A 22,239-nucleotide genomic window follows, 5' to 3' on the forward strand; every position below is an offset into this window, starting at 1 on the left:
GCCGATGACGGTCGCGCCCGGGGCGGTACCGGCGTCCGGTGCCGGCGCGGGGTCCGGCGCTGCCTCCGGGCCCGGTGCTGCGTCGCGGGGGCCCTCCGGCCCCGGCCCGGCGTCGTCCGGCGGCCCGCCGTCGTCGTCAGCCGGAGCGCCGTTCGGGGCCGACCCGTCGCGGAACGTCCGCGCGACGATCACCCAGGCGTCGGTCGAGCGTGCCTTCACGATCCTCCTCGCGATGGGCGCGGTCGGACTCGGCGCCGTCGACGCACCGCAGGTGCTCGGCCAGCTTCCCTACCTGCACCCGGTGTGGGGACCGCTGACGGTCGTCGCGCTCGCCGCGTCCTTCGCGTTCGTCGGGGTCGCTGCGTTCCTGCCTCGACTCGCGCAGCCCGCACAGATCGTCTGCGCGCTGGTCTTCCTCGTCGCCCTCGTCACGTGGCCGCTCACGGTGCAGGAGCCGATCCCGCCGACCCAGCAACCGTGGCCGTGGTGGTTCATCACGATCGGGTCGACCGCGGCGGCCATGGGCTTCGCCCCGTGGCGTGCCACCGTCTACACCGCCCTCGCGCCCGCGGTCTTCGTGGTCATCCGGCTGCTCCCGATCGGTGGCGACGTCGGGGTCACCCGGGCACTGCTCGACGGCGTCTACACGGCGATCCTCAGCGGCGCCGTGCTCGTCATCGCGGTCGTGCTGCGTCGGGCGGCCACCGCGGTCGACGTCGCGCAGGCCACGGCGGTGCGTCGGTACTCGTCGGCCATCCGGGAGCACGCGACCGAGGTCGAGCGGGTGCAGGTCGACGCGATCGTGCACGACAGCGTGCTCACCACGCTGCTCTCGGCCGCGCGGGCGGAGACCGTCGACGCCAAGGCGCTGTCGGCGCGGATGGCGCGGAACGCGATCGACCACCTCGCGGCCGCAGCGTCCGACACCCCCGGCGCCGCTCCTCCGGTGTCACTCGTCGACCTCCGGTCCCGCATCTGCAGCGCCGTGTCCGCCCTCGCCGCGCCGGTGCGGCTCGTCGAGCGACGGGTCGACGCGGTCCCGCTGCCCGCCGTCGTGGCCGACGCCCTCGCCTCGGCCGCGCTGCAGGCCGCGGTGAACTCGGTGCAGCACGCCGGTGGCGCTGGTGTCGACCGCTGGATCGTCGTCGAGCAGCGCGGGCCGGGCGTCCACATCGAGGTCGTGGACGACGGAGCCGGGTTCGACCCCGCCGGGATCCCCGCCGAGCGACTCGGCGTCCGTCGGTCGATCATCGAGCGCGTCGAGGCCGTCGACGGGACCGCCGAGGTCGTCTCCGCCCCGGGCGGCGGAACGACGGTGCGGCTCGCCTGGGCGCCGGGGACGGGGGAGTCCGCGTGAAGGTCTCGCTGCCCACCGGCGTCGCGATCGGCCTCGCCGCCCTCTTCTCGCTCTACCACCTCGTCCTCGCAGCGACGACGCTGCCGCGCGTGCACGACGTCGCGCCCATCGTCGCCTGCATGCTCCTCTACGCGGCCGCCACCGGGGTCGCGCTGTTCGCCCCCGGGCGTGCCCTCCCGGTGTGGGCGGCGTGCTTCTCACTCGCCACGGCCGTGGTCGTGCCGGTCGTCGCCGCACCGGTCGTGGAGCTCCGCTCGGGCCCGGGGTACTCGACGTGGTGGGTCGCGGCGGTCGGCACGCTCATGGTCGTCCTCGTCGTCCGTGGGCGCGGACCCTTCGCCTGGGTCGGCGTCGGCTTCCTGACCGTGCACACCGTCGCGTGGGCGGGACCCGGGGCGCTCGGGCAGCTCGGGGTGGCCGCCAGCGTCGGCTGGGTCGCGATCGCGGCCGTGTTCGCGAGCGCCATGAACCGGGCGACCCGGGTGCGCCGGGACTTCACGCGGGCCGAGCAGGAGACCGAGGACTGGCAGGCGGCCCAGGACGCCCACGTGTTCGAGCGGCAGTTCCGCCTCAGCCAGACGACGCGCATGGCGCTCCCGATGCTGCAGCGGATCATCGATGCGCACGGCGAGCTCTCCGGAGCCGAGCGCGACGAGTGCCTGCACCTCGAACAGGCCATCCGCGACGAGATCCGCGGTCGCTCGTTGCTCTCCGACGACGTGCGCGCGGAGGTCATGCGTCTGCGCCGGTCCGGGGCCACCGTGCAGCTGCACGACGACGGCGGGCTCGACGACCTCGAGGCTGACGACCTCCGACGGATCCACGCACAGGTCGCGGACGCCCTCCGCCAGGCACGCGGCGCGGACAACGTCATCGTCCGGACGGTCGCCGAGGGTGCTGACACCGCGGTCACGGTCGTCGGCCTGCGGCTCGACTCCGCCGCGAGTGAGTCTGCGGCGCTCGGAGCTGACCTCGACGACGAGGACGGCGACGAGGACGACTCGGTGGCCCTCTGGATGGAGATCCCGCGGCACGTGGCCGTCTGAGCGGACCGCATCCGGTCGGCTCCGTCGTCGGCGCCTCGCCGGTTCGGTCAGCAGGCCCGCGGCGGCTCGCCGGGTCGGCCTGGAGGCCCGTGGCGGCTCACCGGTCAGCGTGCGCCCGTCGCGGATCGCTGCGGTCGCGGGACGATGCCCTGTCGCCACGTGCCGGAGACAGCGAGCGGGCCGGAGGCGAGGAACGGGCCGGAAACGGGGAACGGGCCGGTCGGAATCCGACCGGCCCGTTCACGACCCGAGTCTGAGCGACAACCCGAATATCGCCCTGACTCGCAGCGGGCGGTGGCTTCGTACCCTAGTCGGCCACCGTCCAGCGATGTTCTTCTACGAAGGACACCGAACACAGACAATGATGCCGACCCTGACCATGGATGTCAGTCGTCATTATGGGGGACAAATTCGCCCGATTCGGCCGACTTCCAGGAATCCTGTCCCCCGGACGAGGGGAGACCACTCGGGAAGTGCAGCCTGCAACGGGTTCCACGCCCCCCGCGCCAGGGGTACATGGTCGCCCGCTTCCCCCCGTGAGCACAAGACCGGTCGCGCGGATCGGTCAGCGGAGCGAACGGCACCAGGCGCCCGGGCCGTGCTCGAGCGGCTGACGCATGCCGCGTGCGGAGGCGTCCCAGCCGGAGCGCGGCGAGACGGTGACCTCGGCACGGCCGGCGGCGGCGACCTCGTCGGCCTGCCGCTGGAGGACGGCGACGACTGCAGCGAGTTCCTCCGGGGTCGGCTCGCCGGACACCACCCGCACGTCGGCGACCGACGCGGGGGCGTCGGTCGGGACGGCGGCTGCGTGCTTGCCGGTCACAGCGGGATGTTCCCGTGCTTCTTGGGCGGCAGCGAGGCACGCTTGCCGCGCAGGGCCCGCAGCGCCTTGATCACCGAGACGCGCGTGGCGTGCGGCTGGATGATCCCGTCGAGCTCGCCCCGCTCGGCCGCGAGGTACGGCGACGCCACGTTGTACGTGTACTCGTTCGCGAGCTTGGTGCGGACGGCGGCGACGTCCTCGCCCGCTTCCTCGGCGCGCTTGATCTCCGAGCGGTACAGGATGTTGACCGCACCCTGGCCGCCCATCACGGCGATCTCGGCCGTCGGCCACGCGAGGTTGATGTCCGCCCCGAGCTGCTTCGAGCCCATGACGATGTAGGCACCGCCGTAGGCCTTGCGGGTGATGACGGTCACGAGCGGCACGGTGGCCTCGGCGTAGGCGTACAGCAGCTTCGCGCCGCGGCGGATGACACCGGTCCACTCCTGGTCGGTGCCGGGCAGGTAGCCGGGGACGTCGACGAGGGTCAGGATCGGGATCCCGAACGCGTCGCAGAACCGGACGAAGCGCGCGGCCTTCTCGCCGGCGTCGATGTTCAGCGTGCCGGCCATCGCCTGCGGCTGGTTCGCGATGATGCCGACCGTGCGGCCCTCGACCCGCCCGAAGCCGACGAGGATGTTCGGCGCGAAGAGCGGCTGGACCTCGAGGAACTCGCCGTCGTCGACGACGTGCTCGATGATCGTCGTCACGTCGTACGGCTGGTTCGTCGAGTCGGGGATGACGACGTCGAGCTCGTGGTCGGCGTCGGTCGTCTCGAGCTCCGGTGCGACGTCGTACGCGGGCGCGTCGGAGAGGTTGTTGTCCGGCAGGAAGCCGATGAGGGAGCGTGCGTAGTCGAGCGCGTCCGTCTCGTCCTCGGCCAGGTAGTGCGCGACGCCCGAGACCGCGTTGTGGGTCTGCGCACCGCCGAGCTCCTCGAAGCCGACGTCCTCGCCCGTGACGGTCTTGATGACGTCCGGGCCGGTGACGAACATGTGGCTGGTCTTGTCGACCATGATCACGAAGTCGGTCAGCGCGGGGGAGTACACGGCACCGCCGGCCGCCGGACCCATCACGATCGAGATCTGCGGGATGACCCCGGACGCCTGGGTGTTCAGGCGGAAGATCTCGCCGTACTTGCCGAGCGCGACCACGCCCTCCTGGATGCGGGCGCCGCCGGAGTCGAGGATGCCGATGATCGGCACGCCGGTCTTCAGCGCGTGCTGCATGACCTTGATGATCTTCTCGCCGGCGACCTCGCCGAGGGAGCCGCCGAAGACCGTGAAGTCCTGCGCGTAGACCGCGACGCTCCGGCCGTGGATCGTACCGACACCCGTGACGACCGCGTCGCCGTACGGCCGCTTGGCGTCCATGCCGAACGCCGTGGTGCGGTGCCGGACGAACTCGTCGAACTCCACGAAGGAGTTGTCGTCGAGGAGCTGTTCGATGCGCTCCCGGGCGGTGCCCTTGCCCTTCGCGTGCTGCTTCGCGATGGCTGCCTCGCCCGCGGCGGTCACGGCTTCGTGGTACCGGTCGCGGAGGTCGGCGAGCCGGCCGGCGGTCGTCGAGAGATCGGGGGTGTCACCTTGAGTCACCCGCTCACCCTACCGGCGGCCCCCACGCCCACGGTTGGAGGTCGTCCACGGTTCCTGCCCGTAGATTGCGTGCATGTCCACACCCGCGTCGTCGTTCCCGGTCACCCGCTCCCAGGTCGAGGCAGACGGGGCGACCCTCGTGGTCCCGGCGACGACCGGCTCGACGAACGCGGACCTCCTCGCCGCCGCCGCTGACCTGCCGCACGGCAGCGTCGTCGCGACCCTCGACCAGACCGCCGGGCGCGGGCGGCTCGACCGCTCCTGGTCGGCCCCGGCCGGACAGACGCTCGCGGCGAGCCTGCTCGTCCGCGCCGACCTCGACGACCGCTCGCGCGGCTGGTTGCCGCTCGTCGCCGGACGAGCGATGCGCGACGCGGTGTCCGCCCGCCTGGGCGGCGGGGCGGGGCCGAGCCGTGCCTCCAGGCCGGTCGTCGAGGTGAAGTGGCCGAACGACGTGCACGTCGACGAGCGCAAGGTGTGCGGCATCCTCTGCCAGGTCGCGTCCGACGGCAGCGTCGTCGTCGGCGCCGGTGTGAACCTCACGATCCCCGCGGACGGGCTGCCGACGCCCACCGCGACCTCGCTCGCGGTGGCGGGTGCCCACGGCTCGGCGTCGGAGCTCGCCGACGCGGTGCTCGCGGACTTCCGGGCGGCCGTCCTGGAGGCGGTGGTCGCCCTCTCGACGGGCGGCGCGGCCGCCGAGGCGGTCCGGGCGGACGTCCGTGCCGCGTGCGGCACGATCGGTCGCCGCATCCGTCTGGAGCTGCCCGACGGGACCGTCGAGGAGGCGGACGCCGTCGGCGTCGACGACGACGGCCGCATCACGATCCGGCACCGGGACGGTGCGACCAGGGGCGTCGCGGTCGGCGACGTCACGCACCTGCGCTATGCATGAGGGCATGACCGCCGAGCCGCCCCCGGAACGGGTCGTCGCCCGGCTCCGGCCGCATGCGCGACGGCTCGTCCGTCCAGCGGTCTTCGTCGTGCTGGTGACGGCGGCCGGGGGCTTCGGCTTCGGGGTGTTCCGCGCCCAGCTCGCCTGGCTCAACGTCGTCGTGGCACTCGTCACGCTGCTGCTCGTCGTGGTCGGCGGCCTCGTGCCGCTCGTCCGCTGGATGTCGCAGCGCTACGTGCTCACCACGCGTCGGCTCGTGGTGGTGCACGGTCTCGGCACCAGGACGCGTCGCGAGCTGCTGCACGCGCGCGGGTACGACGTCACGGTGCGCCGCCGCGGCCTGCAGGGGGTGTTCCGCTCCGGGGACGTCCTGGTCTTCCCCGGTGACGACCCGGTCGTGGTGCTCGCGGACGTGCCGCACGCGGACCTCGTCGTCGCGGTGCTGCACGACCTCGTCGAGGCGTACGAGGCGCGGCGGCGGCACCGCGAGCCGGACTGGGACGAGATCGTCGGCGGGGCCGACCGGCCGCCGTGGGGGGACGTCCGCGCCTGACCGGTGCGACCAGCCGTCACGTTCCGCCGTGCCGTACGCACGGCGTTCGGTGTACGGACACGCAGGAACCGGTACCGTCTTCCCGTGCGTATCTCTGTCATCGGCTGCGGTTACCTCGGTGCCGTGCACGCCGCCTCCATGGCCAAGCTCGGGCACGACGTCGTCGCGGTGGACGTCGACCCGGCGAAGATCGAGCGACTCGCGGCGGGCGAGGCCCCCTTCTTCGAGCCCGGACTGCCGGAGATCCTGACGGAGGCGCTCGCCTCCGGCCGCATCCGGTTCACCACGGACATGGCCGAGGTCGCCGGTGCCACCGTGCACTTCCTCGCCGTCGGCACGCCGCAGGGCCCGACCGGGGCCGCGGACCTCACCTACGTCGACGCTGCGGTCGCGTCGCTCACCCCGTACCTCTCGGCCGGGCAGTACGTCGTCGGCAAGTCCACCGTGCCGGTGGGCACCGCGGCTCGGCTCGCGGCCGAGGTCGAGCAGGCCGTCCCCGGCGCCACGCTCGTCTGGAACCCGGAGTTCCTGCGCGAGGGCTTCGCCGTGCAGGACACCATCTCGCCCGACCGGCTCGTCTACGGCGTCCCGGCCGGCGAAGCGGGGGAGCGGGCCACCGCCGTCCTCGACGAGGTCTACGCCACGGCGCTCGCCGAGGGGACCCCGCGGCTCGTCGTCGACCTGCCCACCGCGGAACTCGTCAAGGTCAGCGCGAACGCGTTCCTCGCGACGAAGATCTCCTTCATCAACGCGATGGCCGAGATCGCCGAGGTCGTCGGTGCCGACGTCACCGCGCTCGCCGACGCGATCGGGCATGACGCCCGCATCGGCCGCAAGTTCCTCAACGCCGGGCTCGGCTTCGGCGGTGGGTGCCTGCCGAAGGACATCCGCGCGTTCCAGGCCCGCGCCGACGAGCTCGGCGTGCCGGAGTCGCTCGCGTTCCTCGCCGACGTCGACGCCATCAACCTCCGTCGTCGCGACCACGTCGTCACCCTGGCCGAGGAGCTCCTCGGCGGTGACGTCAGCGGCAAGCGCATCGCCGTCCTCGGACTCGCGTTCAAGCCGAACTCCGACGACGTCCGCGACTCCCCGTCGCTCGACATCGCCGGGCGACTGCAGGCGCACGGCGCGCACGTCGCCGCGTACGACCCGGAGGCCGTCGTGACCGCTCGCCGGGTCCGTCCGGAGCTCGACTACGTCGAGTCCGCCGCCGACGCCCTGCGTGGCGCCGAGCTCGTGCTGGTGCTGACCGAGTGGAACGAGTTCCGCGAGCTCGACCCGACCGCGGTCGCCGCGCTCGTCGCCGAGCGGGTGGTCATCGACGGCCGCAACTGCCTCGACCGCGACGCCTGGACGGCAGCCGGCTTCACGCACCGCGGCATGGGACGCTGAGCGTCCGGCCGGTGGGGGGCAGGTTCGGCACCTTCGTCAGCGGAGTCCGCGGACGCGACTGGGCGACACCCGTCGTGCTCGCGGCGACGCTGTTCCTGCTCCTCGCGTCGGTCGCGCGGGCCTTCTCCACGCTGCCGCTGAGCAGCGCGGACGAGCCGGCGCACGTCGACTACGCGCTGCGGGTCTGGCAGGGGCAGCTGCCGCAGCTGCTCGACGGACTGCGCTTCGAGCCGGGCTTCGGCGCCCGGGTGCCCGTGCAGTGGGTCGCGCAGCACCCGCCGCTGTTCTACCTGCTGCTCGCGCCGGTCGTCGGGCCGCTGGTCGACGCCGACCACCCCCTGCAGGCGGTGCTCGCCGCACGGCTCGTCGACGCCGTGCTCGTCGCCCTCGTGGTGCCCGCTGCCGCCTGGGCCGCTGCACGCTGCTTCCCGGGGGCGCGCCGGTTGCCCGCGACCGTGGCGGTCGTCGCGGCGTCCACACCGCTCCTGGTCGTCCAGGGCGGCGTCGTCTACAACGACTCGCTGTCCGCCCTCGTCGGGGTCCTCGGCTGCGGCGTCGCCGGTGCGGCCCTGCGGTCCGGCGTGACGACGCGGCTCCTCGTGTGGGGTTCGGTCGTGGCCGCTGCCGGCATGGCCACGCGACTGTCGTTCGCCCTCTGGTTCGTCGCGATCGTGGTGGCGTTCCTGCTCGCTCGGTCGGTGCGCGTCCCGCGACTCCGCGGGGTGTGGGGGCGGGTGCTCGTCGCCCTCGGCCCGGTCGTCGCCGCGGCAGCCGCGTCCGGGTGGTTCTACGTCCGGAACGAGATCCTCACCGGGAGCTTCAGCGGTCGACCGAAGCCGTGGCCCGGCTCGACGCCCCGACCGAAGATCCCGGAGTCGGTCGTCGTCCGGACGAAGGGGTTCTGGCAGCAGCTCGGGGCGCTGTACCGTGGCGCGCTCGACGTCAACGGCGCCCTGCCGTGGGTCCTGCTGCTCGTCCCCGTGGTCCTCGCGCTGGTCGGACTCGTGGTCGTCGCGGTGGTCGTGCTCCGGCGTCGGTCGACGGCGGTCGGGCGGGTGTCCGACGGCGAGCGCTGGCCCCGGGCGCTCGTGGTGGCGATGTTCGTCGTCGTGCTGCTGCTGTACGTCGTCGTGGAGATCCGCTACGTCGCGGGCGGCGGAGCCCCGAACAGTCGGTACACGCTCGGCGTCCTGATGCCGGTGCTGCTCGTCGTCGCGGCTGGACTCCGGTGCGTCGAGCGCGCGGCGGTCGTGCTCGTCCCGGCGTGGTCGCTGACCACCGCGGTCGCGATCTGGTCCTTGTTCGACGGGGCCGGCAACGCCCTGGTGGCGCACTCCGGAACCGTCGTCGTCGGCGCGTCCGCCGCTGCCGGTGTTCTCGGAGTCCTGACCCTCGTGCTCTTCGTCGTCGGCGAGCTCCGGACGGTGTGGTCGCGCGGCGGGACCGGCGCGGCCGGGGCCGACGACGCGGACGGGACTCAGCGCATCGCTGCTCGGAGCACGGCCCGGTAGCGCTCGCCGATCCGCTCGGTGGAGAACTCGGCGGCCGAGGCCACGGCCCGCTCCTGGTAGCGCCCACGGGCCGCGTCGTCCGTCAGCACCCGCAGGAGCGAGGCGCGGAGGGCGGGCACGTCACCCGGGGGGACGAGGAGCCCCGACTCGTCGTCCGTGACGACGTCGCGGATCCCGGGCAGGTCGCTGGCGACGATGGCGGCACCGACCGCCGCGGCCTCGAGCAGCGTCACCGGCAGTCCCTCCTGGTCGCCGTTCGCCGCCGGGATCGACGGCACCGCGACGACCGTGGCGGACGCCAGCGTGTCGAGGACCTCGGAGCGCCCGCGCTGGCCGGTGAACGTCACGGGGAGCCCCGCGGCCTGCTGCTCGAGCTGGGCGCGGTAGGGGCCGTCACCGACGACGGTGAGCCGCCACGGGACGTCCTCGCCGAGGCCGCGGAGGGCCTCGAGCAGGTTGCCGAAGCCCTTCTTCTCGACGAGGCGACCGACGGCCACCACGTGGTGCTCCTGGGGAGGTGTGCGGGCGCGGGCAGCGCGCGCCGGCCCGAGGTCGACGCCCATCGGGATCACGCTCGAGCGGTCCTCGGGCACGCCCCAGGCCGTGAGACGGTCGCGCATCTCGGAGTTCACCGTCGTGACGTGCGCGGCGCGGCCGAAGATCCAGCGCTTCAGCCGCACCAGCGGGGCGGCCCGCAGGGCGTAGATGTCCCCGCCGTGGGTCGTGACGACGAGCGGCACACCCGGTGCGGCGAGGGTGGCGACGAGCCCCTGCGGGATCGCCCAGTGCGCGTGGATGACGTCCGGTCGGCCGGAGCGCACCGCGGCGCGGACCGCCCGGTACTGCGCGAACACGAGCGCCGGGACCTGGACGAGTCGCGTGCGCCGCTCCTTGAGGTTGTCGAGGATGGCGCCGTCGGCGAGGTCCTCGAGGGCCTTCGGGAAGTACGGGAACCGCCGGACGTGCACCGCGCCGATCGTCTCGCGTGCCGCACCCTCGGGGACACGCGGCGTGAGGACGAGCGTGTCGAACTCGGTGGCCTCCTGGTGGGCGAGGTCGAGCACGAACGCGGGGACCCCGTCGTCCGGACGGGCCGGGAAGGTCGATCCGAGGACGAGCAGACGAGGGCGGGAGCTGCGGGACAAGGAGGCCTTTCCGGGGTGGTGCCGGGTGGGACCGGTAGGCTCTCGACCCGTGCGCGTACTGATCCACAATAGCGATTCGCCCCGCAACCGAGGCGACCGGGCGATCCTCGCCGGCAACGTCGAGCTCGTCCGCCGCCGGTGGCCCGACGCCGAGATCGTCTCGCTCTCGCAGTACCCCGAGCGGGACGGCGAGTGGTTCGGGATCCGGTTCCTGCCGGTCTCGCCGTACAGCACCGGTGTCGGCGACCTCGTCGCCCTGCTCCGCGCCGCCCGTGGGGCGGACGTGGTGCTCTGGGGCGGCGGCGAGATCCTCAAGGACTACACGAACAAGCTCGGCCTCGTGTACTGGTTCGGCAAGATGCTGCTCGTCCGCGCGGTCAACCGGAACCTCGTCGGGGCGTTCCAGGGCATCGGCCCGACGTCGGCGGGCGTCAGCAAGCGCCTCATCCGCGCGACCGTCGACCTGTGCCGCTCCTTCGCCGTCCGTGACGACGAGTCGCGCGAGAAGCTCCTCGCCTGGGGCGTCCGCACCCCCGTCGTCTCCTCGTTCGACCCCGCCGTCGTCGGTACGGTCGCACAGCCGGACGCCGACGTCCTCGAGCGGCTCGAGCGCTCCACCGGGTTGACGGCCGAGCGGCTCGAGGGCTCGATCGGCTTCGGTGTCCGCCGCTGGTTCCACTACAAGCGCAGCGGGTGGATCCCGTTCCGCTTCCTGCCGAAGCGGTTCCGCCAGACCGGCGTGGACAGCGACCGACTCGTGACGTACCGGCAGGCGCTCGCCGACCTGGCCGACCGGCAGGTGGAGCGCTGGGACGCCGACGTCGTCTTCTACCCGATGCACATGGAGGCATCCGAGGGTGACGCCGCCTTCGCGCGCGAGGTCATCGCGCTCATGCGTCACGGCGACCGCACCCACGTGGTCGAGGCCGACGTCTTCTCGCCAGCCGAGTACGCGGGCCTCATGTCGCGCAGCCGGCTGTTCCTCGCGAGCCGGCTCCACTCGGCGATCGTCGGCACGATCGCCGGCGTCCCGGCCGCCGTCCTCTACTACGTCGACAAGGGCCGACTGTTCTTCGAGCAGATGGGCCAGCAGGCCTACTCGAAGCCGATCGAGTCGGCGCTCGAGCCGGGCTTCGTCGACGACGTGACGGCGCTCCTCGAGGACCTCGACGCACAGCGCGACACGGTCACGGCCCAGCTCGCGGAGGGCGTCGCGTCGATGGCCACGCGTCTGGACGCCGACTTCGCGGTGGCGACGCGCGGGATCGAGTCGCGTACCGGTCGCTGACGCGACCACGACCGGACGGGAGGCGCGGTGCCAGCCGGCACCGCGCCTCCCGTCCGTCGTCCCGCCCGTCGACGGGCCCGACCCGGCTCAGTCGCGTCGGGTCGCCATCTTCTTGAGGTTCGTCATCGTGCTGCGGTAGACGTCCTGGTCGCCGGGGAGCGGACCGCTCGACGCCCACTGCCAGAACGAGTAGTTCTTCCAGCTGTTGCCGACCGTGCCCGGGTTGGTGAAGTCCTTCACCGGGTAGAGCGCCACGAACAGCGGGTTGTCCTGGAACTGGCTGCTGTTGTTCGTGCAGCGCTTCCACCAGTCCGTCGTCGTGTAGATCAGCGGGTACCGCCCGATCTTCTTGTACACGGTGTTCGAGAAGTCCTTGATCCAGCTCCGCATGTCCGCCCACGACTTCCCGTAGCAGACGCCCTGCGACGCACTGCCGTACTCGATGTCGAGCAGCGGCGGCAGCGTGAGGCCGTCGGCGCTCCAGCCGCCGCCGTTCTTGAAGAAGAAGTTCGCGGTCGCGGCTCCGCTCGCCTGGCTCGGCTGCGCGTAGACGTAGCCGCCGCGGATGATGTTGCGCGTGCGGGCGGTGGCGTAGTGCTCCTTGTACACCGGGCTGACGTAGGAGACGCCCTCGGTCGCCTTGATGTACGCGAACCGCGCCCCCGCGTTGTACGCGTTGCGGAAGTTCACGTTCGGCTGCCACGCGCTGATGTCGAAGCCCTGGATCTTGCCGGGGGGCGGACCGCCGGCGGTGGCGGCCTGGGCGGTCGCCTGTGTGCGGGCGCCCGCCGCCGACGAGGCCTGCGGCACCACCGTGGTGAGTTCCCGCTCCCCGGCGAAGCGGGCGATCCCGGCGCCCATCTGGTGGTTGCCGGTCCGGTCCATCTCGGCGATGGACGTCGTCGTGTCGGTGGACCCCGCCGTCGGTGCCGGTGCCGGTGTCGCTGTCGGCGTCGGCGTCGGCGTCGTCGTCGGTGTCGCTGTCGCTGTCGCTGTCGCTGTCGGCGTCGTCGTCTCGGCGTGTGCCTGACCGGTTCCCAGCACGAGTGCCCCGGCCACGACCGCAGCCACCCCGATGCCGATCGACCTGCTCCTGGTGGCGCGCATGCGGCCCACCCCTCCTCGTCGAGTCGGCGCAGGGCCCTGTCATCCCCGCGCCACGTCCGAGCGATGCTACCCGACACGTGACGGAGAGCCGGGCGGACCGCGTGCTGCGGCCTCCGTCGGTGAGAGGCGTCGCCCCGTGGATGCGAAGATGGCTGACGTGACCGTGACGACGCCAGCCGCCCGCGAGGCGCTCGACCTCCACTTCGAGCGGCACCACGAGCGCACGACCAGTCGTCGCCGCACGCTGCTCGCGTTCGCGTCCATGGCGGCCGTCCTCGTCCTCGGCATCGGACTCACGGCCGCCGTCGGCTACCACCAGCGGCTCGGCGTCACGAACGTCGACGGCATCTCGTACATGTCCATCGCACGCGACTACGCGAACGGGTGGTTCGGGGACGCGATCAACGCCTACTGGTCGCCGATGGTGTCGTGGCTCATGGCACCGCTCGTGGCCGTGGGGCTCGGGCTGCCGTCCGCGTTCCTCGTCGTCAACCTCGCAGCGGCGGCCGTCGTGCTCGGCGTGGGCGGGTGGGTGGTCTGGTCGCAAATCCACCGGGTCGTCCCGGCGCTCGTGTACATGGTCGCGGCCATCCCCGCGCTGATGGCCACCGTCTCGGTGCAGACCCCCGACCTGCTCGTGGTCGCGTGGATCGTCCTCTGGCTCTGGGCCCTCCGCTGGGCCGACCGCGTCCGGACCGGTTCCCTCCGGATCCGGATCGTCGTCGGCGTCGTCCTCGGCATCGCGATCGCCGCCGGTTACTTCGTCAAGCTGTTCCTGGTCCCGGTGGTGATCGGGTCGTTCGTCGTCTGGATGCTCCTCCGTGCCTGGTCCGCGGCACGGCGTCGCGAGCCCGCGTTCCGCTGGTGGCCGACCGCGGCGACGGCGGTGGTCGTGGCGGTGGTCGTGGCGGCTCCGTGGGTCGGCGCCCTCACGCACAAGTACGGGTACCCGACGCTCGGGTCGTCGCTCGACGTGAACATCAGCTCGAAGTTCGACGCCGGGTCGCGGTCGGGTGACTGGCCGTGGCTGCCGGTGCCGCCGAACCCGCACGCGGTCACGGCGAACGAGGACTTCACCAAGTCGGTCTACATGCAGGGCGTCGCCGAGAACCCCGACCCGAGCGCCTCCACCGCGCCGACGACGAGCGAGCCGTCCGCCGACGCCGCACCGACCGTGACGAAGGAGTCGGGGCTCCTCGCCCGCGCGCAGTACTACGTGCAGCAGCGGGTCTTCGCGTTCCCCTTCTACCTCAACCGCATCGCCTCGTTCGCGCCCTTCGCCGTGCCGATCGGCCTGCTCTTCACGGCAGCCCTCGTCGTCGGGGTCGTCCGCTTCCGCCGGTACGCGTTCGCCTGCCTCACCGCCGCGACCGCGCTCGTCTACTTCGTCGGGTACGCCCTCATCACCTCGTCGTCGAGCGGGGGTGGCAACCCGCGGTACTACTGGCCGCTGTTCTACGTCTCGACCCTCCTCGCCGCGCTCATGCTGCCGACGGTGTGGCGCTTCGTCCGGCGGCGTGGGGTCCTCCGCATCGTCGTCGCGTGCATCGGGATCGCCGTCGTGCCGCTCGCGTCCTTCTCGCAGAACTGGTTGGGACACCCCGCACCGTTCGTGGCGTCGGTGGCGAGTGCCGAGCCACTCGACGTGACCGGTCCGACGCAGGTGCCCGAACTCGTCCGGCTGGCGGACGAGATCACCGCGAGCGGGGTGTTGCCGCCCGGGTCGAACGTCGTGGGCACCAACACGCGCGGGCTCGCATCGCTCGCGTTCCTCACCGACACCCGGATGTTCGGGCGCTCCGGGCAGGGGTACAACTACACGTCGGCGGCGCAGCGCGCGGTGTTCCGTGAGCAGGGCATCCGGTACTTCTTCCAGTACGACCCCGCTGAACGCGCCGAGCGGGACTACTCGGGCGCGGGCACGCTCGTCGGGACGTTCACCGCGGTCATCCCGTGCACGGGGGACACCTCGAGCGACCGGACGCGGCCGTGCCGCGTCGAGATCATCCGGCTCGACGGCTGAGCGGCGAGGAGGCTGCGCGCGCTGCTCGCTCGGCTGGCGCCCCGGGACGGGCGTCTACGATGTCCTGAGCCCCGAACGCAGGAGAACCGTTTGTCCGACAGCACCAGCAGCGACGCCCCCGCACCCGAGGGGAAGCGTCGGCCCGGCCTGCGCCGGTTCCTGACGAAGGCGATCCCGATCGCGTTCTACGTGCTGCTCGCGGTGTTCCTCGTGCTGTACGTGCGCAGCGTCGACTGGGCGCAGCTGTCACGGGTGCAGTGGAACTGGGGGTGGGTCGCCGTCGCGACCGTGATCAGCCTCGGCTTCCGGTACTGGGGCGTCGGCATCTGGTTCTACCTGCTTCGACGACTGGGCGCGACCGGCCTCAAGGGCAGCGGTGTCACCCTGACCTACGTGTACGCGAAGTCCTGGATGGGCCGCTACATCCCCGGTGCAGCGACCTGGATCATCGGGAAGGTCTACTTCGCGTCGAAGCACGGTGTCTCCAAGGCCCGACTCGGCGTCAGCGGGCTGCTCGAAGGGGCCCTGCAGATCGCAGCGACCCTCGCACTCGCCCTCGTCCTGCTGCTCATCGACCCCCGGACGCACGACCTCGACGGGTGGCTCATCGCGCTCATGATCGCCGCCTTCGTCGGCTGCGTCGTGTGCCTCGTCCCGCAGGTCTTCGTGTGGCTCATCGGACTCGCGTTGAAGATCCTCCGTCGGAAGCCGCTCGAGGACGACGTGCGTCCCGGACTCGGGACCGTGCTCGGCGGTGCCGGACTGTACGTCGCGGGTGCCATCCTGTCGGGCAGCGCTTACTACTTCATCACCCTCGCGGTGTACCCGTCGCTCAAGGGCAGTGACGCGGCGTTCGTCATCGGCGCCGCGAGCATGGCGTCGGCGATCAGCATGCTCGCGGTGTTCGCGCCCGGCGGGCTCGGCGTCCGCGAGGGCGTGCAGGCGCTGCTGCTGAGCCTCGTGATGCCGCCGTCGATCGCCCTCGTGGTGGTCGTCGTGACGCGCGTCTGGAGCCTCGCGGTCGACGCACTCTTCCTGCTCTGCGCGGCGGTGCCGACCTGGTTCGGGCGCGGACGGCCCACGGACGACGCGTCGGTCGTGCACGACGGGGCCCCGGCGGCCTGACGCCGGGGCGGGCCGCTCCCTCGTCACGCCGCGGTGGCCCTGCTGCCCGCACGAGCGGGGACGGGTGTCACCTGACGGACGCCAGCCCGCACGACGAGCACCACCGACCACACCATGCCGATCCCGGCGGCCACGACGAGCGCCACGAGCACCGCGACCGGCACCGGCCCGACCTCGGTCCACCGCAGGAGTCCCCGGCCGGTGACCGGGAACACCGCCGCGTTCCAGAACCACGCCGCCGCCACCGCGAACCCGTAGACGCCGAGCCCGGGCAGCAGGACCGCGAGGGCCGTCGCCACGACGGCGCGCGGGCGCCCAGCGGGCACGAGCCGACGCCACGCGACCGCGCTCAGCACGATGAGGCAGACGATCGCGGGGAAGTAGTAGCGCCCCTGCGTCGCCGCGACCTCGGTGGTCGTCAGGTAGGAGTGCGCGCTCGTGCGGTTCTGGATGCCGATGAGCAGCGCCGGGAACACCGCCAGGCAGAGCACGGCGCGGAGCTCGGGACCCCGGCGGAAGGCCCAGCCGACGAGCACCACGAGGACGATGATCGTGACGACGGCGGTCAACAGGTCGCCGATGCTCACCTGTGCCCGCGCGCCGAAGCTGCCCCAGAAGGTCCGGGTGAGGGTGCCCCAGCTGACGTCGAGGAAGTGTCCGAGCGTGGGGTGCTCGCCCGGGGGGAAGTCCTTCGGCGGCCGCATCGCCGTGTAGCCGTTCGGTTGGACCCTGCCGTACGCGACGACGTTGTGCACCCACCACCACGCCCCGATCGCCCCGGTCACGCCGAGCACCACGACCGTGCGGAGGACGCGGGCGCCCCAGCCGAGCACCCCCGCGCCGGCGAACAGCACCACCACGCCCACGAACGGCACCGCGGGCAGACCCGTCCCCTTCACCCACACGAGCACCCCCGTCGCCACGGCGAGCCCCACGGCGGTCCGCCAACGGAGGTCACCCGTGAGCAGGCGCGTCGCGAGCAGCACGGTGACGCCCGCGAGCAGCAGCACCGGCGCGTCGTTCGACACCGAGGACCCGATCGAGGCGAGCTCGGGGGAAGCGAACACGGCGAGCCCGCCGACGAGGGCGGCGCGCGGTGACCGGGTGACGCGACGCACGGCCGCCCACGCGAGCAACGGCAGCGCGGTGACCATCGCCACATCGACGAACCGCAGGGCGAGGAAGGCGTGGTCCCACCGCAGGTCGCCGTAGTGGACCGCCCGCAGGACGGCCGCGCCGACCAGGTACGCGGTCGGCGGGTGCTGGGACATCTGGTCGACGGTCGTCGAGGGCCCGGGGAACGTCCGGAGCAGCTCGCTGACCGTCGCCCACTCGTCGGCTGGCTGGGTCGCCTGCTGCTGCTTCGCGACGAGGACCGCCTGCGCGACCATGAGGTCGCCGGGGGCGGCCCACGCGTCGCCGAGCGCGAGGTGCACGGTGGCGTCGATGTGCGCCGTCTCGTCCGGCGCCTGGAACACCGGGACGAGCAGCGCCCAGGCGGCGAGCCACAGCCCGAAGGTGGCCGTCACGACCGCGATCGCGATCCGCTCCCAGCGCGCGACGGCGGGTGGACGGGCGTCGAGGGTCACGTGGCCGATGTTACGGGGCGACCTCGGTGCGGACGGGGTCCGCGACCGGTGCGGCGGTCCGCTCGGGGTGGTACACCCACACCTTGTAGAGCCAGAAGCGGAAGATCGTGCCGAGTCCGAGGCCGACGATGTTCGCCACGTTGTCCGCGAAGGCCGACGTGAACCCCATCGCGTAGTGCGAGACGCCGAGGGTCGCGAGCGCGATCACCATGCCGCCGAGGGACACGACCACGAACTCGATGCCCTCGCGGGTCGCCACGGCACGCCGCTGGTCGCGGAAGGTCCAGTAGCGGTTGCCCATCCAGTTCACGAAGATCGCGACGGTCGTCGAGATGACCTTCGCCCAGAACGGCCCCGAGTGCACGTCGGCCGGGTCGAGCACGGTGAACCGGAGGAGGTTGAACACGGCGGTGTCCACCACGAAGCCGACGGCGCCGACCACCCCGAAGCGGGCGAGCTGGGCGATGAGTCGGCGCACGGGGTCTCCAGGATCCGTAGAGTTGTCACGGGCCACCCAGCGGGTGACCCGAGAGTCGATTCTAGACAGGGCGCTCGGACCGTTCGGTGTGAGCGACGGAAGGAACACACAGCATGGCGTTGCGCGTCGGGGTCGTCGGTGGGGGACAGCTGGCACGGATGATGGTGCCCGCAGCACTGGAACTGGGCATCGACATCCGGGTGCTCGCCGAGGGCCCTGGTATGTCGGCCGGCATCGCCGCGACGGCCGAGGGCGACTACCACGACGTCGACACCGTCCTCGCATTCGCCCGCGAGGTCGACGTCGTCACCTTCGACCACGAGCACGTCCCGCAAGACGTCCTCCGCGCGCTCGTCGACGCGGGTGCCGCGGTCCGACCCGGGCCGGAACCCCTCGCCGTCGCACAGGACAAGATCACGATGCGCAGCCGACTGTCCGAGCTCGGGCTGCCGGTCCCCGACTGGGCAGCGGTGCACGACCCGGACGAGCTCCGCGCGTTCCTCGACGACCACGGTGGTCGCGCGGTCGTGAAGACCGCCCGCGGCGGCTACGACGGCAAGGGCGTCCGCGTCGTCGCGGACCCGGCCGACGTCGAGGACTGGTTCATCGCCGTCGCGGAGGCCGGTGACGGTCAGGCCCTCCTCGCGGAGGAGCTCGTGCCCTTCACCCGTGAACTCGCCCAGTCCGTGGCACGTCGTCCCTCCGGCGAGGTCGTCGCGTGGCCCCTCGTCGAGACCGTGCAGCAGGACGGTGTGTGCGCCGAGGTGTTCGCGCCGGCGTCGGACAGCGCCGGGCGCATCGCGGACCTGACCGAGGAGATCGCGGTGCGCATCGCCGAGGAGCTCGGCGTGACGGGCGTCCTCGCGGTCGAGCTGTTCCAGACCTCCGACGAGCGGATCCTCATCAACGAGCTCGCGATGCGGCCGCACAACACCGGGCACTGGACCATCGACGGTGCGACGACGAGCCAGTTCGAGCAGCACCTCCGTGCCGTGCTCGACCTGCCCCTCGGCGCCACGGGCATGCACGCGCCCGCCGCGGTCATGATCAACGTGCTCGGCGGTCCGGCGGACGGCGACCTCGCCGCCCGGTACCCGGGGGCGCTCGCTGCGTTCCCGGAGGCGAAGTACCACTTCTACGGCAAGGCGCCGCGACCCGGGCGGAAGATCGGGCACGTCACCGTCGTCGGCGACGACGTCGACGACGTCGTGTACCGGGCGCGCGCCGCAGCGGCGCACTTCGACGACTGACGCACGTCCGGCGGGACCAGAGGGACGGCCGGGAGGCACGTGGCGGGCCCGCCACGTGCCTCCCGGTCCGCGTTGGGGACGTCGGCAGAAGTGCGGACACCCGCTCGGGTGGCACCCGATCTGGCGTGTGTCGTGGAGTGCGCAGCACGTGTTGTCATGGACGCTCCGACCGGCCAGGGGGCCGGTCCGAGCAGTCCAGGGAGCCCGCATGCGCAGCCTCGCCGTCCTCGGCGCCGTCGCAGTCCTCACCACCGTCGGAGTCGCCCCGACCGCCGAGGCGGCGACGCCCTCCGTGCGGACGGCGGCGGCGACGACCCTCTTCGCCGGTGGGCCCTACCGCTCGGCGACCAGCGAGGCCGCGAAGGCCGCCGACGCCCTCCGCACGACCGACCCGGACGGGGCCGCCGCGGCGAGCACCATCGCGCGGTACCCGGTCGCGATCTGGCTCGGCGACTGGACGCGCGGGACGACCCTGACGACCACCATCGACCGCGCGGTCGCCGCGGCCGACCAGGCCGGCACGACCCCCGTCTTCGTGACCTACGCGATCCCGGACCGCGACTGCGGCGGGTACTCCGCCGGGGGACTCGACGAGGCCTCGTACGGCGACTGGATCGACCAGGTCGCCGGCCGACTGCGAGGACACCGTGCCGCGGTCGTGGTCGAACCGGACTCGTTGGCGATGCTCAGCAACGCGGCGTGCGACGCGTCCCTCGACGCCCAGCGCTACCGGATCCTCAAGCGCACCGTCGGGGTGTTCACGGCGGCCGGCGTGCCGTCCTACCTCGACGGCGGCAACTCGAACTGGGTGCCGGTCGCGACGATGGCCGACCGACTGCGGCAGGCCGGCGTGACCACCGCTCGCGGGTTCTCCACGAACGTCGCGAACTACTACCCCACGGCGCAGGAGCAGGCGTACGCCGAGAAGCTCTCCGCGGCGACGGACGGCTCGCACTACGTCATCGACACCTCGCGCAACGGGCAGGGCTGGCGCGGCACGTGGTGCAACGGGCCCGGAGCCGGACTCGGCACCGCACCCCAGGTGGTCTCCGACGGCACCGCCCTCGACGCCCTGCTCTGGGTGAAGACCCCGGGGGCGAGCGACGGCACCTGCAACGGCGGCCCGGCGGCGGGGAAGTGGTACCCGTCCTTCGCGCGGACACTCGTGGCGAAGGCGCAGCTCGGGGCGCCCGCGGTCCAGCCTGCTCGGGCGTACCGGTCCGACCCGTACGTGGCGCTCGAGCGCGCCGTGCCGGCCGCCGGGGGCGTCGCCGTGACCGGCTGGGCGTTCGACGGTGACGCGCCCGACACCGCACTCGGCGTCGCCCTGACCCTCGACGGTCGCTCCGTGCGGACCGTCACGGCCGACGCCCGTCGTGCGGACGTCGCGGCGCAGTGGAGCGTCGGTGACGCGCACGGCTTCACCGGGGTGGTACCGACCACGCCCGGGAAGCACACCGTGTGCGCGGTCGCCCGCAACACCGGGAGCGGGAAGGACCAGCGATCGGACCCGTGCCGCACGGTCAGCGTCGCGGCGGTGGCGCCGACCGGCCGGGTCGACGCGCTCTCGTCGCCGAGCCACCGCCGCGTGTCCGTGCGGGGCTGGGCGTTCGACCGGGACGACACGGGCCGCGCGGTCCGGGTCCGGGTCACCGCCGACGGCCGGCAGGTCGGGACGTTCACGGCGGAGGGCCGCCGAGCGGACGTCGACCGGGTGCACGGCGTCGGACCGTCGCACGGCGTGTCCGGCACGGCGGTCGTCGCGTCGGGCAAGCGGAAGGTCTGCGTCGTGGCGGTCGGCATCGGGTCCGGCGGGGACCGGTCGCTCGGCTGCCGGAACCTGACCGTGCGCTAGCTGCCGCTGCCGCTGCCGCTGCCGCTGCCGCTGCCGCTGCCGCTGCCGCTCGCCGCGTGCCCGCGCTCGGCGCCGGCCCGTTTCCGGGATCATGGACGCATGCCGCGTGATCTCGTCCGTCGTGCCGCCCGCCGACTCCGCCGCGCACTGACCGCCGGTGGGACCACGCCGGCCGCCCCCACGCCGCTGCCCGTCGTCGGCTACGTCGTCGCGGGTGCGGACGGTGCGCACCCGGCCTCGGCGCACGTGCGCGTGGTCCGGCGTACCGAACACCTCGCGGCATCGGGCACGGCGACGGTCCGGCAGGTCGACGCCGGTGCGTTCGTGGACGGGGCGGCCGACACGGACGTGGACGTCGTGCTCGTCCAGCGCGACATCCTGCCGCGGGCCTCCGTCGCACCGTTCCTCGACGCCGCTCGCGGTCGGGGCGTCCGGGTCGTCGCCGAGGTGGACGACGACTTCTTCACCGACTCCGGGAGGCAGCGGCTCGCCCGCGCCGAGTACGACCCGGACCGGCTCGCGTCAATCGACGCCCTCGTCCGGGGTGCCGACGTCGTCGTGGTCAGCACGGATGAACTCGCCGAGGTCGTCCGTCCCCTCGCCCGGGACACCGTGGTCGTCCGGAACGCGCTCGACCCGTCGCTCTGGACGCCGGGGGAGCCGGCGGCGACCGACGACCTCCCCGCCGACGAGCACCGGGTGCTCTACATGGGCACGCTGACGCACGCGGCCGACCTCGAGCTCCTGCGGGACGTGTTCACCGACCTCGTCGCTTCCGACGGCCTGCCGATCCGCCTCGAGGTCATCGGCGTCGCGGAGGGCGACGCGGACTGGTACCGACGGGTCGAGGTGCCCGACGGCCACTACCCGGCGTTCGCCCGCTGGTTGGTGGACCACCGGCAGCGCTGGGACGCCGGCGTCGCACCGCTCCGCGACGAGGTGTTCAACCGCGCGAAGAGCGACCTCAAGGCCATCGAGTACGTCGCGCTCGGGTTGCCCGCCGTCGTGTCCGACCGACCTTCGTACGCCGAGGCCGCGGCCCACGGCGTGGTGGCCGTCCCCGACGACCCGGCCGCCTGGCGCGCGGCCGTGGTGGCCGCCGTCGACCGCGGTGCAGCCGACCCCGGGGCTGTCGCGTGGGTCGCGCGCGAGCGGATGATCGGCGCCGACGGCGACGCCTGGCGACGGGCCCTGCTCGGCTAGGCTCGAC

The 22,239-nt window shown here is 72.9% G+C and carries 18 protein-coding genes; 12 read left to right on the forward strand and 6 right to left on the reverse strand.

Features of this window, described 5'->3' with window-relative positions:
• Positions 1 to 4 precede the first annotated feature (4 nt).
• Complete coding sequence (locus QPJ90_RS11305; protein WP_290131320.1) at positions 5 to 1,357, forward strand: sensor histidine kinase; 1,353 nt, start codon at positions 5 to 7, stop codon at positions 1,355 to 1,357.
• Complete coding sequence (locus QPJ90_RS11310; protein WP_290131321.1) at positions 1,354 to 2,403, forward strand: hypothetical protein; 1,050 nt, start codon at positions 1,354 to 1,356, stop codon at positions 2,401 to 2,403. The genes QPJ90_RS11305 and QPJ90_RS11310 overlap by 4 nt, the downstream gene beginning before the upstream one ends.
• A 565-nt stretch (positions 2,404 to 2,968) precedes the next feature.
• Here QPJ90_RS11310 and QPJ90_RS11315 read toward each other — a convergent pair.
• Together QPJ90_RS11315 and QPJ90_RS11320 are read right to left on the reverse strand one after the other, a co-directional pair.
• Entirely contained in the window at positions 2,969 to 3,226 is a 258-nt protein-coding gene (locus tag QPJ90_RS11315) for an acyl-CoA carboxylase subunit epsilon (RefSeq protein WP_290131322.1), read from the reverse strand.
• Positions 3,223 to 4,818, reverse strand: a complete 1,596-nt coding sequence (locus QPJ90_RS11320) for an acyl-CoA carboxylase subunit beta (RefSeq protein WP_290131323.1) — start codon at positions 4,816 to 4,818, stop codon at positions 3,223 to 3,225. Before QPJ90_RS11320 ends, QPJ90_RS11315 begins: the two co-directional genes overlap by 4 nt.
• 73 nt (positions 4,819 to 4,891) lie before the next feature.
• On the opposite strand from QPJ90_RS11320, the gene QPJ90_RS11325 reads away from it, so the two are divergent.
• From QPJ90_RS11325 to QPJ90_RS11340, 4 genes are all read left to right on the forward strand, one after another.
• Complete coding sequence (locus QPJ90_RS11325; RefSeq protein ID WP_290131324.1) at positions 4,892 to 5,713, forward strand: biotin--[acetyl-CoA-carboxylase] ligase; 822 nt, start codon at positions 4,892 to 4,894, stop codon at positions 5,711 to 5,713.
• A gap of 4 nt (positions 5,714 to 5,717) precedes the next feature.
• On the forward strand, positions 5,718 to 6,266 hold the full coding sequence (locus QPJ90_RS11330) for a PH domain-containing protein (RefSeq protein ID WP_290131325.1): 549 nt from the start codon (positions 5,718 to 5,720) through the stop codon (positions 6,264 to 6,266).
• A gap of 84 nt (positions 6,267 to 6,350) precedes the next feature.
• A complete protein-coding gene (locus tag QPJ90_RS11335) occupies positions 6,351 to 7,658 on the forward strand; it encodes a UDP-glucose/GDP-mannose dehydrogenase family protein (RefSeq protein ID WP_290131326.1) in 1,308 nt (435 codons plus the stop codon).
• An 11-nt stretch (positions 7,659 to 7,669) separates the two neighbouring features.
• The gene (locus QPJ90_RS11340; protein ID WP_290131327.1) at positions 7,670 to 9,169 is read left to right on the forward strand and encodes a hypothetical protein; all 1,500 of its coding nucleotides are present in this window, start codon (positions 7,670 to 7,672) and stop codon (positions 9,167 to 9,169) included.
• Here the strand turns inward: QPJ90_RS11340 and QPJ90_RS11345 are convergent.
• The gene (locus QPJ90_RS11345; RefSeq protein WP_290131328.1) at positions 9,136 to 10,314 is read right to left on the reverse strand and encodes a glycosyltransferase; all 1,179 of its coding nucleotides are present in this window, start codon (positions 10,312 to 10,314) and stop codon (positions 9,136 to 9,138) included. The two genes, QPJ90_RS11340 and QPJ90_RS11345, sit on opposite strands and share 34 nt — an antisense overlap.
• Positions 10,315 to 10,363: 49 nt before the next feature.
• On the opposite strand from QPJ90_RS11345, the gene QPJ90_RS11350 reads away from it, so the two are divergent.
• Positions 10,364 to 11,602 (forward strand): polysaccharide pyruvyl transferase family protein, encoded by a 1,239-nt coding sequence (locus QPJ90_RS11350; RefSeq protein ID WP_290131329.1) that lies wholly within the window; start codon positions 10,364 to 10,366, stop codon positions 11,600 to 11,602.
• 87 nt (positions 11,603 to 11,689) lie between these two features.
• Here QPJ90_RS11350 and QPJ90_RS11355 read toward each other — a convergent pair whose 3' ends face one another.
• On the reverse strand, positions 11,690 to 12,709 hold the full coding sequence (locus QPJ90_RS11355; protein WP_290131330.1) for a GH25 family lysozyme: 1,020 nt from the start codon (positions 12,707 to 12,709) through the stop codon (positions 11,690 to 11,692).
• Between the two features lie 148 nt (positions 12,710 to 12,857).
• On the opposite strand from QPJ90_RS11355, the gene QPJ90_RS11360 reads away from it, so the two are divergent.
• Together QPJ90_RS11360 and QPJ90_RS11365 are read left to right on the forward strand one after the other, a co-directional pair.
• The gene (locus QPJ90_RS11360) at positions 12,858 to 14,732 is read left to right on the forward strand and encodes a hypothetical protein (protein ID WP_290131331.1); all 1,875 of its coding nucleotides are present in this window, start codon (positions 12,858 to 12,860) and stop codon (positions 14,730 to 14,732) included.
• Positions 14,733 to 14,822: 90 nt separating this feature from the next.
• Positions 14,823 to 15,857 (forward strand): lysylphosphatidylglycerol synthase domain-containing protein, encoded by a 1,035-nt coding sequence (locus QPJ90_RS11365; protein WP_290131332.1) that lies wholly within the window; start codon positions 14,823 to 14,825, stop codon positions 15,855 to 15,857.
• A gap of 23 nt (positions 15,858 to 15,880) precedes the next feature.
• Here the strand turns inward: QPJ90_RS11365 and QPJ90_RS11370 are convergent, their stop codons facing one another.
• On the reverse strand, positions 15,881 to 17,446 hold the full coding sequence (locus QPJ90_RS11370; RefSeq protein ID WP_290131333.1) for a DUF2142 domain-containing protein: 1,566 nt from the start codon (positions 17,444 to 17,446) through the stop codon (positions 15,881 to 15,883).
• A 10-nt stretch (positions 17,447 to 17,456) separates the two neighbouring features.
• A complete protein-coding gene (locus tag QPJ90_RS11375) occupies positions 17,457 to 17,924 on the reverse strand; it encodes a GtrA family protein (protein WP_290131334.1) in 468 nt (155 codons plus the stop codon).
• Positions 17,925 to 18,037: 113 nt separating this feature from the next.
• Here QPJ90_RS11375 and QPJ90_RS11380 point away from each other — a divergent pair, with 113 nt between their 5' ends.
• From QPJ90_RS11380 to QPJ90_RS11390, 3 genes are all read left to right on the forward strand, one after another.
• Positions 18,038 to 19,174: a 5-(carboxyamino)imidazole ribonucleotide synthase gene (locus tag QPJ90_RS11380; protein WP_290131335.1), complete on the forward strand. Its 1,137-nt coding sequence runs from the start codon at positions 18,038 to 18,040 to the stop codon at positions 19,172 to 19,174.
• Positions 19,175 to 19,382: 208 nt separating this feature from the next.
• A complete protein-coding gene (locus tag QPJ90_RS11385) occupies positions 19,383 to 21,029 on the forward strand; it encodes a glycoside hydrolase family 6 protein (protein WP_290131336.1) in 1,647 nt (548 codons plus the stop codon).
• Between the two features lie 99 nt (positions 21,030 to 21,128).
• Positions 21,129 to 22,232 carry a glycosyltransferase gene (locus QPJ90_RS11390; RefSeq protein WP_290131337.1) on the forward strand — a complete coding sequence of 368 codons (1,104 nt, stop codon included), beginning with the start codon at positions 21,129 to 21,131 and terminating at the stop codon, positions 22,230 to 22,232.
• Positions 22,233 to 22,239: the final 7 nt, after the last annotated feature.

Source organism: Curtobacterium sp. 458 (assembly GCF_030406605.1).
In the GTDB taxonomy this organism is placed as follows: Bacteria; Actinomycetota; Actinomycetes; order Actinomycetales; family Microbacteriaceae; genus Curtobacterium.